Below are 15,458 nucleotides of genomic sequence, written 5' to 3' on the forward strand. Positions count from 1 at the left end.
GGTGCCACGCTATACCGCCTCAGTCCTCGGAGGAGGCGGAGGTCTCGCCCTCGGCCGTGGACCGGTTGCCGAGCAGGCGCCGCAGCGAGGCCAGTCGCGCCGGACCCGCCGCGCCCGCGTGTCCGGCGGCGACCCACGGGTCGAGGCCGCAGCCGGGGGAGTCCGCGCCGTGCGTGCACCCGCGGGAACAGTCCTCGAGGCCGCCGGCGAGGTCGCCGAACGCCTCCACCACGCGGTCCGGGTCCACCCAGCCGAGGCCGAACGAGCGGATGCCTGGGGTGTCCACCACCCACGTGTCGGGCAGGGGGGCGCCGTGGGCGTCGGTGAGGGGGAGGGCCAGCGCGGAGGAGGAGGTGTGCCGGCCCCGGCCTGTGACCGCGTTGACGTGCCCCGTGGCGCGCGTGGCGCCGGTGAGGGCGTTGAGCAGCGTGGACTTGCCCACGCCGGACGGGCCCACGAACGCGGCGACGTGGCCCTCGAGCCGCTGGGCCACGCGGTCCACGAGGCTCCCGTCCAGCTCGGTGTCCCCGGTCTCCGCCTCGAAGGTCGAGGCGCCAGAGGTCATGACCTCGAGGTCGAGGGACTCGTAGTGCGCCACGAGCTCGGCCGGGTCCCGCAGGTCCGTCTTGGTGATGAGCAGGACGGGGTGGATGCCGGCGTCGTAGCAGGCCACGAGGGCGCGGTCGATGAAGCCGGTGCGCGGCTCCGGATTGGCCGCGGCCACCATGATCATCAGGGTGTCGGCGTTGGCCACCACCACGCGCTCCACCTCGTCCGAGTCGTCGGCCGAGCGGCGCAGCACCGTGCCCCGGTCCTCCACGCGCACCACGCGGGCCAGCGTGCCGTCGTCGCCGGAGAGGTCCCCCACGACGGCGACCCGGTCGCCGGTGGCGATCGGGGTGCGCCGCAGCTCGCGGGCGCGCATCGCGGTGATCCGCTCGTCGAGGCGGTCCGGGAGCACCACGGTGTACCGGCCGCGGTCGACCGTCGTCACCATGCCGGTCTGCGCGTCCTCGTGCGCGGGCCGCTCCTTCGTGCGCGGTCGAGTGCCGCGCTTGGAGGGACGCTCGCGGATGTCCGCCTCGTCCCACGCCGTGGGGTCCAGCCGCCGTCCCATCAGGCCTCCTCCCCGCCCACGAGCGCCGCCCACAGGGCGGGGAAGCCCGGCATGGTCTTCGCGGTGGTGGCCACGTCGTGCACGCGCGTGCCCGGCACCCGCAGCCCGATGACGGCGGCGAACGTCGCCATCCGGTGGTCGTGGTAGGTCTCGGCGAGCGCAGGCCTCAGGGGCCCCGACGCGTCCAGGCCGGGGAAGCCCAGCTCGTCCGCGCCCTCCTTGACCTCGACGCCGAAGCGGGCGGCCTCCGCGGCGAGGGCCGCGAGCCGGTCCGTCTCGTGCCCGCGCAGATGGGCGATGCCCGTCAGGCGCGTCGGGCCCTCCGCCAGCAGCGCCAGCGCCGCGACCGTCGGCGCCAGCTCGGCGGTGTCCGGGACCTCGCCGGCCCCGGTCACGCGCGGCGCCCCGTCCTCTCCGACGCCGCCGGTGACCGTGAGCGCGCCCTGCGAACGGTCCTCGCTCCCGACCTCGAAGGCCACGTCGGCCCCGAACGCGGGGAGGATGCAGCGCCAGCGGTCGCCGAGCTGCGTGGTGCCCGTGGGCCAGTCGGGCACCGTCACGGTCCCCCCGGTCACGACGGCCGCGGCCAGGAACGGGCCCGCGTTCGACAGGTCCGGCTCGACGACGGCGGTGAAGCCCGCCAGCGGACCGGGGTGTACGCGCCACACCCCCGCGGCGGGGATGTCCACGCGGACGCCGCGCTCGCGCAGCACGGCCACGGTCATGGAGACGTGCTCCGGGCTGGGCACACGGGAGCCCGTGTGCCGGACGGTCAGACCGCTCGGGCGGCGCACGGCGGAGAGCAGGAGGCCGGAGAGGAACTGCGAGGACCCGGCGGCGTCCACGGCGACCTCCTCCGGGGCGGCGGCCGCGGCCGTCGTGTCCAGCACCAGCGGGAGCCGGCCCGGCTCCCCGGCCTCGGTCACGCCCACGCCGAGCTGGCGCAGGCCGTCCACGAGCGGGCCCATGGGCCGCTCGCGGGCGCCCGGGTCCCCATCGAGGACGACGCGTCCGGGGCGCAGCGCGGCCACCGCCGGGAGGAAGCGCATGACCGTTCCGGCCAGGCCGCAGTCCACGTGCACCTCGCCCGCGAGGGGCTCGCCCACGGGCAGGGGGTGCACGAGCAGGACGCCGTCGTCGCCGTCCTCGAAGCGCGCGCCGAGCGCCGTCAGCGCCGCGCGCATGAGGCGGGTGTCCCGGGAGTCCAGCGCGCCGCGCAGCTCCGAGGGCCCGTCCGCGATCGCCGCGAGCACGAGCAGGCGGTTCGTGAGGGACTTGGACCCCGGCAGGCGCACCGTCCCGACCACGGGCCCGGCGGTGGTCGGCGCCGGCCACGGGTCCGGCACGGACGGAGTGGAGGAGGGCGCGCCCGACGGCGCGGAGGGGCGGGGCGGCGTGGGTTCGGTCACCGGCCCAGCCTACCGAGGCGCGCGGGGAACGAGGCGGGGGAATAGGCGTCGCCTCGGGCGCGCTGTACCCGGGCAGCAGAGGCCGGTGCGGGAGAGACCCCGCCGGCACCGCCCGAGCCGGGGAGGAGGCCGCACCCGTGAGCACCGCACTGCTGGCCGCGCCCGCCTCGGCCACACCGACGCCGTCGGCGCCGCGGCCGTCCCCCGTAGACTGGGCGGCGATGAGCACTGAAGACAGCGCGCGCCAGATCGCCCGGCCCGCCGACGCCCCGGAGCACGACCTCGCGAGCATCGACGTCGCCGCCGAGTCCGACCCCGAGCGCCGCGCCCGCTTCGAGCGAGACGCCCTCGAGTTCGTGGACCAGCTGTACTCGGCCGCGATGCGCATGACGCGCAATCCGCAGGACGCCGAGGACCTGGTGCAGGAGGCCTACACGAAGGCGTACTCCTCGTTCCACCAGTACCGGCCCGGCACGAACCTCAAGGCCTGGCTCTACCGCATCCTCACCAACACGTACATCAACCTGTACCGGAAGCGGCAGCGCCAGCCCCTCGAGGCGGACACGGACACGGTGGAGGACTGGCAGATGGCCCGCGCGGCCGAGCACACCTCCGCGGGGCTGCGCTCCGCGGAGACCGAGGCGCTCGACCACCTGCCGGACTCGGAGGTCAAGGCGGCGCTGCAGGCCATCCCCGAGGAGTTCCGCCTCGCCGTGTACTTCGCCGATGTGGAGGGCTTCGCCTACAAGGAGATCGCCGAGATCCTCGACGTGCCCATCGGCACGGTGATGTCCCGTCTCCACCGCGGGCGCAAGCAGCTGCGGGAGCGCCTCACGGACTACGCCGCCGAGCGCGGGATGGGTCCCAAGGGCCGCGGGGTGGACACCGAGGCGACGAGCACGAAGGAGGCCACGCGATGACCCAGGACGACGGCGGCCGCGAGTGCCGCGAGGCGGTCGAGCGCCGCATGGAGCAGCTGTACCGCTACCTCGACGGCGCCCTGACGCCGGAGGACTTCGAGCAGGTGCGCGCCCACGTGGACGAGTGCCCCGACTGCCACCGTCAGCAGGAGCTGGAGCTGCTGATCCGCACGGCCGTGCGTCGGTCCTGCCAGGAGAAGGCGCCCGCGCAGCTGCGCGCCACCATCATGACTCGCATCACCCAGGTGACCACCACGCACCACCGGGGCTGACGGCGCAGCCCGCCCCCGATGCACGAGAAGGGCCGACCCCGTGGGGGTCGGCCCTTCTCCTGCGATGCGGCTGAGCGATGCTCAGGCGTTGGGGCGCTTGCCGTGGTTGGCGCCGCCCTTCTTGCGATCGCGACGCTTGCGTCCACGCTTGCTCATGGGGGTCTCCTCTCCGATGAAGCGGGCTTCGGTCAGTGGTCCATTCTGTCACACCGCGGGAGCGGTGCGCGTCAGGCGGTGGGCTCCGGGACGCCCAGCCACTGGTACCACCCGCGGTGCAGCACGAGCCACGCGATCAGCCCGTGCCCGGCCTGGCCCGGCAGGCCCTGGCCGGACGCCAGGTCCGAGCGCCACTGCTCGTGGCCCACGAGCGGCGTGAACGCGTCCACGTACACGTGGCGACGGCGGTCGGCCACGTCCAGGTACGCCGCGTTCAGCTCGGCGAGCCGCGCGTTGCGCTCCTCGTCGAGAGAGGGGGTGGGGCCGACCACGAGCACGGGGATGTCCCGCTGGGAGGCGGTGTCCAGCACGTTCGCGAGGTTGAGGCGCGAACGGGCCGAGGACGAGGCCTCGATGTCCAGGTCGGCGTCCGAGAGGGCCACCACGAGGCGGTTCTCCGTGGTGTCGGAGAACCGCCGCGAGGCCTCGCCCCACCAGCGCTCGTTGAGCTGCTCCGTGGTCTCATGCGGCACCGCGAGGACGTAGTTCTCGAGGGTCACGTCCTGGGCGGACGTGCGGGCAAGCACGCGACCCCACCACCCGATGGCGCGGGCATCCCCCGCGCCGGCGAGGATGTGGTCGCCGACGGCGGCGATCCGGATCTGGCGAGACTGCACGGGTGTGTCCTTTCGCGCCGGCTCAGCGGCCGAACGAGGTGTCCAGGAGGGTCTGCAGCTCGGTGTCGTGCCGGCCCTTCGTGCCCGCCGAGGTGGAGGCGGAGGCCGGGCGGGAGACGAGGCGCACCTCGCGGCCCAGCTGAGGCACCAGGTTGAGGGCCATGAAGGGCCACGGGCCCTGGTTGGCCGGCTCGTCCTGCACCCACATGACCTCGGCGTCGCCGTAGGCGGCGAGCTGCTCGCGGATCTCCTCGAGGGGCAGCGGGTAGAGCTGCTCCACGCGGACGATCGCGGTCGTCTCGTCGCCGGACTTCTCGCGGCGGGCCAGCAGGTCGTAGTACAGCCGGCCGGAGACCAGGAGCACGCGCGTGACCTTCTTCGCGTCCACCCCGGCGTCCGGGATGACCGGCTGGAAGCGGCCCTGCGTGAAGTCCTCCACCGAGTTGGCCGCCGCCTTGAGACGCAGCAGCTGCTTGGGCGTGAACACGATCAGCGGCTTGCGCGGGCGGGCGTAGGCCTGCTCGCGTAGCAGGTGGAAGTGGCTCGCGCCGTTCGAGGGGTTCACCACGCGCATGTTGTCCTCGGCGCACATCTGCAGGAAGCGCTCGATGCGGGCGGAGGAGTGGTCCGGCCCCTGGCCTTCGTAGCCGTGGGGGAGCAGGAGCACCACCGAGGAGCTCTGCGACCACTTCTGCTCGGCCGAGGAGATGAACTCGTCGATCACGGTCTGCGCGCCGTTGAGGAAGTCGCCGAACTGCGCTTCCCACAGCACCAGGGCGTCGGAGCGCTCCACCGAGTAGCCGTACTCGAAGCCGAGGGCGGCGTACTCGGAGAGCAGCGAGTTGTAGACCCAGAACTTCGCCTGGTCCGGCGAGAGGTTCTTCAGCGGCGTCCACTCCTCGTCCGTGACGCGGTCGTGGAACACCGAGTGGCGCTGCGTGAAGGTGCCGCGCTGCGAGTCCTGGCCCGCGAGGCGCACCGGCACGCCCTCCATCAGGAGGGAGCCGAACGCCGCGAGCTCTGCGAAGCCCCAGTCGATCCCGCCGTCCACGGCCATCTTGGCGCGGCGCTCCAGCAGGGTCGAGAGCTTCGGGTGGACGGTGAAGTCCTCCGGGGTCGCCAGGTGCGCCTCGCCGATGGCCCGCAGGGTCTCCGGGGAGATGGCCGTCTTGGCCGGGGCCTGGGGAGCGCGGTCGCGGTCGCTCGCGGGCTCGATGCCGCCGGTGCCCGAGGTGTCGGCGTTGGACTCGTGGGTCTCCGCGAACACGCGCTCGAGCTGCTGCTGGTAGTCCCGCAGCGCGGTGTCCGCCTCCTCCTGCGTGATGTCGCCGCGGCCCACGAGGGACTCGACGTACAGCTTGCGGGTGGAGCGCTTCTGCTCGATCAGGTTGTACATGCGCGGCTGCGTCATCGACGGGTCGTCGCCCTCGTTGTGGCCGCGGCGGCGGTAGCACACGAGGTCGATGACGACGTCCTTGTTGAAGCGCTGGCGGTACTCGAACGCCAGCTGGGCCACGCGCATCACGGACTCCGGCTCGTCGCCGTTCACGTGGAGGATCGGCGCCTGGATGCTCTTGGCCACGTCCGTGGCGTACACGGAGGAGCGGGCCTGGGAGGGCGGCGTCGTGAAGCCCACCTGGTTGTTGACGATGACGTGCACGGTGCCGCCGGTGCGGTAGCCGGGCAGCTGGGAGAGGTTGAGCACCTCGGTCACCACGCCCTGGCCGGCGAAGGCCGCGTCGCCGTGCACCAGGATCGGCAGCACGCTGAAGGAGTCCGGGTGCTCCGAGCCGAGGTCGAGGCGGTCCTGCTTCGCGCGGACGATGCCCTCCAGGACCGGGTCCACGGCCTCCAGGTGCGAGGGATTGGCGGCGAGGTACACGCGGGTGCTGTTGCCGGCGTCGGACATGAAGGTGCCCTCCGTGCCCATGTGGTACTTCACGTCGCCGGAGCCGGAGGCGCCGTTCGGCGTGGCGCCCTCGAACTCCCGGAACACCTGGCCGTACGTCTTGCCGGCGATGTTGGTGAGCACGTTCAGACGGCCGCGATGGGCCATGCCGATCGCCACCTCGTCTATGCCCGCGTCCGCGGCGTCGCCCAGGATGTGGTCCAGGAGGGGGATGAGGGACTCGCCGCCCTCGAGGGAGAAGCGCTTCTGGCCGATGTACTTGGTCTGCAGGAACGTCTCGAAGGCCTCGGCCGCGTTCAGGCGGCTGAGGATGCGCAGCTGCTCCTCGCGGGTCGGCTTGTTGTACGGGCGCTCGAGCTGGTCCTGGAACCAGGCGCGCTCGGCCGGGTTCTGGATGTGCATGTACTCGACGCCGATGGTGCGGCAGTACGCGTCCCGCAGCACGCCGAGGATGGCGCGGAGGGGCAGCGTGGACTGCCCTCCGAAGCCGCCCGTGGGCCACGGGCGGTCCAGGTCCCACAGGGTGAGGCCGTGCTCGCGGACGTCCAGGTCCGGGTGGGTGCGCATCGTGTACTCGAGCGGGTCCACGTTGGCCAGGAGGTGGCCGCGGTCCCGGTACGCGTGGATGAGCTGCTGCACGCGGGCGACCTTGCCGACCTGCTCGTCCGGGTTGACCTGGACGTCCTGGGCCCAGCGGACGGGCTCGTAGGGGATCCGCAGGGACTGGAAGACCTCGTCGTAGAAGCCGTCCTCGCCGAGCAGGTAGCCGTGGATGATCTTGAGGAACTCGCCCGAGCCGGCGCCCTGGATCACGCGGTGGTCGTACGTGGAGGTCAGCGTGATGGTGCGGGAGATCGCCAGGTCGTTGAGGGTGCTCTCCGCGGCGCCCTGGAAGGCGGCCGGGTAGGTGAGGGCACCGACGCCGATGATGGCGGCCTGGCCCTTGGAGAGGCGGGGCACGGAGTGCACCGTGCCGATGCCGCCGGGGTTGGTCAGCGAGACCGTGGTGCCGGCGTAGTCGTCCATGGTCAGCTTGTTCTTGCGGGCGCGCTGGACCAGGTCGTCGTAGGCCTGCCAGAAGCCGCGGAAGTCCAGGGTCTCGGCGGCCTTCACGTTGGGGACCACGAGCGCGCGCGTGCCGTCCGGCTTGGGCAGGTCGATGGCCAGGCCGAAGTTCACGTGGGCGGGCTCCACCATGGTGGGCTTGCCGTCGCGCTCCTCGTAGAGCACGTTCATGGCGGGCATCTCGTTCAGCGCGCGCACGATCGCGTAGCCGATGAGGTGCGTGAAGGAGACCTTGCCGCCGCGGGTGCGGGCCAGGTGGCTGTTGATCATGGCGCGGTTGTCCATGAGCAGCTTGGCGGGCACGTCGCGCACCGTGGTGGCGGTGGGCATGGAGAGGGAGGCGTCCATGTTGGAGGCCACGGCCTTGGCCATGCCCTTGAGCACGGTGGCCTTCTCCTCCTTCGTGGAGGCGCCCGCGGTGGGCTCGTCCTTGGCGGGCTCGGAGGGCACGGCCTGGGCGGCGGCCTTCTTGGCGCTGGTCTTGGCGGGCGCGGTCTTCGGCTGGGCGGTGGCGGGGGCGGCCGTCGCGGTTGCGGACGCGGCGCGGGTGTCCCCGCCGGTGCGGACCGGGGTGGCGTTCGCCGACGGCGCGGTGGCGGACTGCGGGCCGTCGCCCTCGGCCGAGGCGGCCTTCGCGGGGGACGTCTTCGCGGGGGCGGGCTTCGACGGCGTGGCGGAGGCCGCCTGCTGCGGGGCGCTCGCCTCGAGGCGAGCGAAGATCTGTGCCCACTGACGATCCACGGAGCCCTCGTCGGCGCGGTACTTCCGGTAGATCTCGGCCACGAGCTTCTCGTTCCCGGGGAACTCCTGCGCGAGCCGATCAGACGTGAGTTCTGGCACTGTGCAACGCCTCTTCCTGAGCCTTGTGATGCGATGGTCCGACGGGGACCGCCCAGGGGAGCGGTCCGGTCGCGAGCGGTGCGCCCGTGCTGCCGCTGGCGGACGCCTCCGAACATCATAGGTGCTCAGGCCCCGGCGAGGGCGAGGGCGGAGCGTCCGGCAGGGGCCGCGTCCCGGTCTGGAAGACTGGCCACATGCGCTTCCTCACCCCGCCGAGCGTCGACCTCACCTACAACGACGTGTTCCTCGTCCCCTCCCGCTCCGACGTCGCGAGCCGCATGGACGTGGACATCGCCCCGGACGACGCGACGGGCGGCTCCATCCCGCTCGTCTCGGCCAACATGACCGCCGTCACCGGCCGGCGCATGGTGGAGACGATGGCCCGCCGCGGCGGCCTCGGGATCCTGCCCCAGGACGTCCCCGCCGACGTGATCGCCGAGACGGTCGCCCGCGTGAAGTCCGCCCACCCCGTGGTGGACACCGCGCTGACGGTGCGCGCGCACGACACCGTCCTGGACCTGCTGCACCTCATGGACCGACGCAACCACGGCGTCGTCGCGGTGGTGGACGCCGACGGCGGCCTCCTCGGCCTGGTCCGTCCGCGGGACTGCGACGACGTGGACCGCTTCGCCTCGGCGTCCTCCGTGATGCACCCGGCCGCGCTCACGCTGACCGCGGACGAGCTGGGCGGGGACGCCGGCGCCCACCCCGGCGCGGACGTGCTGCGCGCGGCCTTCGAGCGCCTGCACGCCGCCCACCTCGACGTGGCGCCCGTCGTCGAGTCCGGGACCGGCGGCGGGGCCCCGCGCCTGCGCGGCGTGGTCACCCGCGCGGGCCTGCTGCGCTCCTCCCTCTTCATGCCCAGCCGCGACGCCGGCGGACGGCTGCGCGTGGGCGCGGCCCTCGGCATCAACGGCGCCGTGGGGGAGAAGGCCTCCGCCCTCCTCGAGGCCGGCGTGGACGTGCTCGTGGTGGACACCGCGCACGGCCACCAGGAGACGATGCTCGACGCCCTCGCCGCGGTGCGCTCGCTCGACCCCGGCGTGCCGGTGGTCGCCGGCAACGTGGTGACCGCCGAGGGCGTGCACGACCTCGTGGCCGCCGGCGCCGACATCGTGAAGGTGGGGGTGGGCCCGGGCGCCATGTGCACCACGCGCATGCAGACCGCCGTCGGCCGCCCGCAGCTGTCCGCCGTGCTGGAGTGCGCGGCCGCCGCCCGCGAGGCCGGTGCCCGCGTGTGGGCCGACGGCGGCGTGAAGCACCCGCGTGACGTGGCCCTTGCCCTCGCGGCCGGGGCGAGCTCGGTGATGATCGGCTCGTGGTTCGCGGGCACGCTCGAGTCCCCGGGGGACCTCGTGCACGACGCCGACGGCCGCCGCCACAAGGAGAGCTTCGGCATGGCCTCGGCCCGGGCCGTCGAGCACCGCACGCGCCACGAGGACCCCTTCACCAAGGCCCGCAAGGGCATGTTCGAGGAGGGCATCTCCTCCTCGCGCATGGACGTGGACCCCCGCCGCCCCTCCGTGGAGGACCTGCTGGACACCATCACCGCCGGCGTCCGCTCCGCCCTCACGTACGCGGGTGCGCGGGACCTGGCGGAGTTCCGCGAGCGGGCCGTCCTGGGGCTGCAGTCCGCCGCCGGCTACGACGAGGGCCGGCCCGTGGCCGCCTCGTGGTGAGGCGGCGCGGCACGCCCGAAGGGGTCTCTCCGCCCGCGGCCCCGCCCCTATACTGGTCGCACTATGGATCACCCTGACACTGCTGTGCCAGCCTGCCCGTCCGCGCTCGCGGACGGGGCCGGATCGGAGCCTTCCAGTCCCGGCGTCGCCCGTTCGACGCCCACCCCGACTCCTCGGGGAGGGGGTGAGGCCCCGTGGAGTGGATCCTGCTGATCGCCGGCATCCTGCTCGTCCTGGGCACCGGATTCTTCGTGGCCGTCGAGTTCTCGCTCATCGCGATCGACGTGCCCACCGTGCAGCGGATGGTGGACCAGGGCGACCGCGGCGCCGAGCCGCTCCTGCACTGCCTGAAGTCCCTGTCCACCCAGCTCTCCGCGTGCCAGCTGGGCATCACGCTCACCACGCTCCTGACGGGCTACGTCATGGACCCGGCGATCGGGCGCCTCGTGGACCCGCTCCTGATCGGGGCGGGCGTACCCGAGGCGATCGCGGGCACCGTCTCGCTCCTCGTCGCCATGGTGACGGCCACGCTGCTCTCCATGCTGATCGGCGAGCTGGTGCCCAAGAACATGGCAATCTCCCAGCCCCTCCCCATCGGGCGTCGGCTCGCGCGGCCCATGCTCGTGTTCACGGCCGTCTTCCGGCCCGCGATCGCGGTCCTCAACGGCTTCTCCAACCGCGTCCTCGGGCGCTTCGGGATCGAGGCGAAGGAGGAGATCTCCGGCGCCCGCAGCCCTGAGGAGCTCTCCTCGCTCGTGCGGCGCTCGGCCCAGCTCGGCACGCTCGACCAGCAGACGGCCACGTTCCTGGACCGCACCCTGCGCTTCGCGGACCGCACGGCGGCCGACGTGATGACCCCGCGCATCCGCGTGGAGACCGTGGGCGAGGACGAGGGGCTCTCCCACGTCGTGGAGCTCGCCCGGCAGAGCGGCTTCTCCCGCTTCCCCGTGATCGGCGAGTCCTCGGACGACATCCGCGGCGTCGTGCACGTGAAGAGGGTCGCGGCCGTCCCCCGGGAGCGCCGCGCCGACCTCACGGCCGGCTCCCTCATGTCGGACATCATCCGCGTCCCCGAGACCGTCCACCTGGACCAGCTGCTCGCGGAGCTGCGCGAGGCCAACCTGCAGATGGCCGTGGTGGTGGACGAGTACGGCGGCACCGCCGGCGTCGTCACCCTCGAGGACGTGGTGGAGGAGATCGTGGGCGAGGTCGCCGACGAGCACGACCGGATCACCCCCGGCGTCCTGCAGACCGCCTCCGGACGCTGGTACTTCCCGGCCGATCTGCGCCCGGACGAGGCGCAGGCCCAGATCACCGCGCTGTCCGTCCCCGAGGACGGCGCCTACGAGACCATCGGCGGCTTCGTGATGGCCCGCCTCGGCCGCATCGCCCGGGTGGGCGACGTCGTGGCCGTCGACGGCGGATCGCTCGCGGTGGAGCGCATGGACGGACGGCGGGTGGAGCGCGTGCGCTTCGACCCGGTGCCCGCGGACAGGACGGAGGCCCGCGCATGAGCGAGGACGTGATCGGACTGCTCTGGCTGGTGGTCCTGCTGGTCGCCAACGCCTTCTTCGTGGCGGGCGAGTTCGCCGTCATGGGTGCTCGCCGCTCCCAGATCGAGCCGCGCGCCGAGGCAGGCTCCCGGCCGGCCACGACCGCCCTGTACGCCATGGAGCACGTCTCGGCGATGCTGGCCGTGTGCCAGCTCGGCATCACCGTGTGCTCGCTCCTGATCCTCAACGTCTCGGAGCCGGCCCTGCACCACCTGCTCGTGGTGCCGATGGAGGCCGTCGGCGTGCCTGCGGGCGTCGCGGACATCGCCGCGTTCGTCGTCGCCCTCCTGGTGGTCACGTTCCTCCACGTGACGTTCGGCGAGATGATCCCCAAGAACGCGGCGGTGTCGTTCGCCGATCGCGCCGTCATGCTCCTGGCCCAGCCGCTCGTGTGGCTCAGCCGCCTGCTCCACCCCATCATCGTGTCCCTGAACTGGGCCGCGAACCTCGTGCTGCGGGCGTTCGGGATCGAGCCGAAGGACGAGGTGGCCTCCTCCTTCACGCTCGAGGAGGTCCAGTCGATCGTGGCCGAGTCCACGCGCTCGGGCACCCTCGAGGACGAGTCCGGCGTGCTGCACTCCGCCCTGGAGTTCTCCTCCTACACGGCCGGCGACGTCATGGTCCCGCTGGAGCGCGTGGTCACGGTGCCGGAGGACGTCACCCCGCAGGCCTTCGAGTGGGCCGTGGGACGGGTGGGCTTCTCCCGCTTCGTGGTGGAGGACCCCGACGGCGGGTACACCGGCTACCTGCACCTCAAGGACGTGCTCATGGTGGCCCCCGACGCCTACGAGCGTCCCGTGCCGCTCACGCGCATCCGCTCCCTGGCCAACGTGCGCGCCGACGACGAGGTGGAGGACGCGCTCGCGCTCATGCAGCGCACCGGCTCCCACCTGGCGCGCGTGATCACCACGGAGGGCACCACCGTGGGCGTGCTGTTCCTGGAGGACGTCCTCGAGGAGCTCGTGGGTGAGATCCACGACGTCACGCAGACCCCACGGCGGATGCGGCTGGCCTGAGCGGGGCCCCGGGCGGCGGGCGCCGGAACCTGCTAACATGAGAATCGTTAGCAACAAGACGCCTCGTCGGGCGCCGCCGCCCCCCCGGAAGGACCCCTCGCCCGTGACCGCTCCCCGCCGTGCCCGCACTCTCGCCGCACCCCTCCTCGTGCTCGCCCTCGGGCTGAGCGCGTGCGGCTCCGAGGCCGGCGAGGGGGCCGGCCGCCCGGCCGCCGACCCGGGGGAGGGGAAGCCCGTCGCCGTGGCCACCACCACCCAGCTCGGATCGGTCCTCGCGGACGTCACGGCGTGCCGCGACGCGGAGTCCGGGACGATCATGGGCCCGGGCGACGATCCGCACGACGTGTCCCCGTCCTCCGAGCAGGTGGCCCAGATGGTCCGCGCCGGACTCGTGTTCTCCAACGGCCTCGGCCTCGAGGGCGGCATGGGGTCCGCGCTCGAGAATGCGAAGCGGGACGGCGCCGACGTCGTGGAGGTGGCACCCCGGCTGGACCCCCTGCCCTTCGGCGCCGGTGAGGCCGAGCACGCGGGGGAGAGTGCCGAGGAGCACGCCGCCCACGCCCACGAGGGCCACGCCCACGGCTCGCAGGACCCGCATGTCTGGATGGACGTGGCGCGCATGGCCACGGCCGCGTCGGTGATGGGCGACGCCCTGGCCGAGCACACCGGCGACGACGGCTACGCCGAGTGCGGGCGCCGCGTGCAGGGGGAGCTCGAGGACACCGACCGGCAGGTTCGCGAGATCCTGGCGGCCGTCCCCGCGGAGCGGCGCACGCTCGTCACCGACCACGACGCCTACGGCTACTTCGGAGCGGCGTACGGGTTCGAGGTGGCCGGCGTCGTGATCCCGGGCGGATCGACGGACGCGGAGCCCTCCTCCCAGGAGCTCGCGGCCCTGGCCTCCCAGGTGCGCGAGTCCGGCGCGGATGCGATCCTCACCTCCGTGGCAGCGGGCACGGGCCTCGTGGACGCGGTCTCCCGGGAGGCGGGGGACCTGCCGGTCGTGGAGCTGTACGAGTCCGGCGTCGGGCCCGCGGACTCCGCCGAGTCCGATTATGCCGACGCCATGCTCCACAACGCGCGGACGCTCGCCGACGCCCTCGCCGGCTGACCCGTCCCCCGCCGCGGGCACCGCCCGTGGCCCCACCGACACCGACCCTGAGGACCGACACCCCCGTGGACTGGCTGACCGACCCCTTCCTGCTGGGATTCCAGCAACGCGCCCTGCTCGGCGGGCTCATCGCCGCACTCACGTGCTCCGTGGTGGGCACCTGGCTCGTGCTGCGCGGCATGAGCTTCTTCGGGGACGCGTTCGTGCACGGCGTCCTGCCGGGCATCGCGCTCGCCGTGGTGCTGGGCGGGAACCTGCACGTGGGCGCCGCCGTGGCCGCCGCCGTCATGATGGCCGGCATCTCGCTCGTCCACCGGGCCACCACCCTCAAGGAGGACACGGCCATCGGCCTGCTGTTCGTGGGGATGATGGCCCTCGGCGTCGTGATCATCTCGCTCTCGGACTCCTACACGGGCTCCCTCACCGCCATCCTCTTCGGCGACGCCCTCGGCGTCTCGCCGGAGGGGCTGCGGGTGCAGGGCGCGATCGCGGCCGCCGTCGTGGTGCTGGGCCTGGTGCTGTACCGTCCGCTGCTGGCCCTGAGCTTCTCGGAGGCCAAGGCGCGCGCCCTCGGCATGCGCCCCCGGCTCACGCACGCGCTCCTGCTCGTGATGATCGGGGCCGCCGTGATCGGCTCGTTCCAGGCCGTGGGCACCGTGCTCGTGTTCGGCCTGCTCGTGGGCCCGCCCGCCACCGCCGCGCTGATCACACGCACCGTGCCGTGGATGATGGCCGCCTCCATGCTGATCGGCGCCCTCTCCGTCACCCTCGGCCTGATCCTGAGCTTCCACTGGGGCACGGCAGGATCCGCCACCATGGCGCTCGTGCCGATCGTCCTGTTCTTCCTCGTCCTGGCCGTGCGCGCCGCGGTGCAGGCCGCCCGGGGGCGCCGCCTCCGCGCCGCGGCCCGCCGCACGCGTGACGGCCTCCCGACCCGCCGGAGCGTGACCTCGTGAACGACCCCCGGATCCTCGCCGAGGCCGCAGGCCTCGAGCTGCGCCACGGCGAGCACCAGGCCGTGGAGGCCTCCTCCTTCACGGTTCCCGCCGGGTGCGTGGTGGCTGTGATCGGGCCCAACGGCTCCGGCAAGTCCACCCTCCTGGCGGCGCTCGCGGGAGTGCTCGAGCCCGCGGCGGGCACCGTGCACGTGCTCGGCGAGCCCGCCGCCGAGCGGGCCCGCCGCACCGCCTTCGTGATGCAGTCCCTCCAGTTCCCGCAGGGCGTCCCGCTCACGGTGCGGGACGTGGTCACCATGGGCCGGTACCCGTCCCTCGGCTGGTTCGGACGCCTGAGGGCCGCCGACCGGGCCGCGGTGGACGCGGCGATGGAGCGCATGCGGGTCACGGACCTGGCGGCGCGGCACCTCGACCAGCTCTCCGGCGGCCAGCGGCAGCGCGTGTACGTCGCACAGGGTCTGGCCCAGGAGCATGACGTGCTCATGCTGGACGAGCCGGTCACCGGCCTCGACCTGGTCTCGGCCCGCACGATCGACGACCTGATCCACGAGCAGCCGCACGAGGGGGTCTCCGTGGTGTTCACGACCCACGACCTCGACGAGGCGGCCGCGGCGGACCATGTGGTCCTCATGGGCGGACGCGTGGTCGCCTCGGGCGTGCCCGCCCACGTGCTCACGGAGGAGAACCTCGAGCGGGTCTACGGGCGCGGCGCGCTCCACCGGCCCGTATTCGGGCATCTGGACGACCCCGCCGGGGGGCCTGAGCACCGCTAGGCGCC

The 15,458-nt window shown here is 73.3% G+C and carries 12 protein-coding genes; 8 read left to right on the forward strand and 4 right to left on the reverse strand.

What is annotated here, in order from left to right:
* Nucleotides 1-19: 19 nt before the first annotated feature.
* Both rsgA and aroA read right to left on the reverse strand, forming a co-directional pair.
* A complete protein-coding gene (rsgA, locus tag AAG742_RS04150) occupies nucleotides 20-1,117 on the reverse strand; it encodes a GTPase RsgA (protein ID WP_298712893.1) in 1,098 nt (365 codons plus the stop codon).
* A complete protein-coding gene (aroA, locus tag AAG742_RS04155; RefSeq protein WP_298712896.1) occupies nucleotides 1,117-2,526 on the reverse strand; it encodes a 3-phosphoshikimate 1-carboxyvinyltransferase in 1,410 nt (469 codons plus the stop codon). Before aroA ends, rsgA begins: the two co-directional genes overlap by 1 nt.
* A gap of 221 nt (nucleotides 2,527-2,747) precedes the next feature.
* Between aroA and AAG742_RS04160 the strand changes: the two genes are divergently transcribed.
* Together AAG742_RS04160 and rsrA are read left to right on the forward strand one after the other, a co-directional pair.
* Nucleotides 2,748-3,446, forward strand: a complete 699-nt coding sequence (locus AAG742_RS04160) for a sigma-70 family RNA polymerase sigma factor (protein ID WP_298712898.1) — start codon at nucleotides 2,748-2,750, stop codon at nucleotides 3,444-3,446.
* Complete coding sequence (gene rsrA / locus AAG742_RS04165) at nucleotides 3,443-3,718, forward strand: mycothiol system anti-sigma-R factor (protein WP_248115198.1); 276 nt, start codon at nucleotides 3,443-3,445, stop codon at nucleotides 3,716-3,718. The genes AAG742_RS04160 and rsrA overlap by 4 nt, the downstream gene beginning before the upstream one ends.
* 227 nt (nucleotides 3,719-3,945) lie before the next feature.
* Here the strand turns inward: rsrA and AAG742_RS04170 are convergent, their stop codons facing one another.
* Nucleotides 3,946-4,551, reverse strand: a complete 606-nt coding sequence (locus tag AAG742_RS04170; RefSeq protein WP_298712901.1) for a GDSL-type esterase/lipase family protein — start codon at nucleotides 4,549-4,551, stop codon at nucleotides 3,946-3,948.
* 22 nt (nucleotides 4,552-4,573) lie between these two features.
* Nucleotides 4,574-8,365 (reverse strand): multifunctional oxoglutarate decarboxylase/oxoglutarate dehydrogenase thiamine pyrophosphate-binding subunit/dihydrolipoyllysine-residue succinyltransferase subunit, encoded by a 3,792-nt coding sequence (locus tag AAG742_RS04175; RefSeq protein WP_298712904.1) that lies wholly within the window; start codon nucleotides 8,363-8,365, stop codon nucleotides 4,574-4,576.
* 194 nt (nucleotides 8,366-8,559) lie between these two features.
* On the opposite strand from AAG742_RS04175, the gene AAG742_RS04180 reads away from it, so the two are divergent.
* The 6 genes from AAG742_RS04180 to AAG742_RS04205 all read left to right on the forward strand — a co-directional run bounded on the left by AAG742_RS04180 (nucleotide 8,560) and on the right by AAG742_RS04205 (nucleotide 15,453).
* Complete coding sequence (locus tag AAG742_RS04180; protein ID WP_298712906.1) at nucleotides 8,560-10,044, forward strand: GuaB1 family IMP dehydrogenase-related protein; 1,485 nt, start codon at nucleotides 8,560-8,562, stop codon at nucleotides 10,042-10,044.
* A 194-nt stretch (nucleotides 10,045-10,238) separates the two neighbouring features.
* Nucleotides 10,239-11,558, forward strand: a complete 1,320-nt coding sequence (locus tag AAG742_RS04185) for a hemolysin family protein (protein ID WP_298712909.1) — start codon at nucleotides 10,239-10,241, stop codon at nucleotides 11,556-11,558.
* The gene (locus tag AAG742_RS04190) at nucleotides 11,555-12,613 is read left to right on the forward strand and encodes a hemolysin family protein (protein ID WP_248115193.1); all 1,059 of its coding nucleotides are present in this window, start codon (nucleotides 11,555-11,557) and stop codon (nucleotides 12,611-12,613) included. The genes AAG742_RS04185 and AAG742_RS04190 overlap by 4 nt, the downstream gene beginning before the upstream one ends.
* Nucleotides 12,614-12,716: 103 nt before the next feature.
* Nucleotides 12,717-13,724: a metal ABC transporter substrate-binding protein gene (locus AAG742_RS04195; RefSeq protein WP_298712912.1), complete on the forward strand. Its 1,008-nt coding sequence runs from the start codon at nucleotides 12,717-12,719 to the stop codon at nucleotides 13,722-13,724.
* A gap of 65 nt (nucleotides 13,725-13,789) precedes the next feature.
* Entirely contained in the window at nucleotides 13,790-14,680 is an 891-nt protein-coding gene (locus AAG742_RS04200; protein ID WP_248115191.1) for a metal ABC transporter permease, read from the forward strand.
* Nucleotides 14,677-15,453, forward strand: coding sequence for an ABC transporter ATP-binding protein (locus AAG742_RS04205; protein ID WP_298712915.1), 777 nt, complete (start codon nucleotides 14,677-14,679; stop codon nucleotides 15,451-15,453). Before AAG742_RS04200 ends, AAG742_RS04205 begins: the two co-directional genes overlap by 4 nt.
* Nucleotides 15,454-15,458: the final 5 nt, after the last annotated feature.

Origin of the sequence: Micrococcus sp. 2A, assembly GCF_039519235.1 — a bacterium.
Taxonomy (GTDB): domain Bacteria; phylum Actinomycetota; class Actinomycetes; order Actinomycetales; family Micrococcaceae; genus Micrococcus.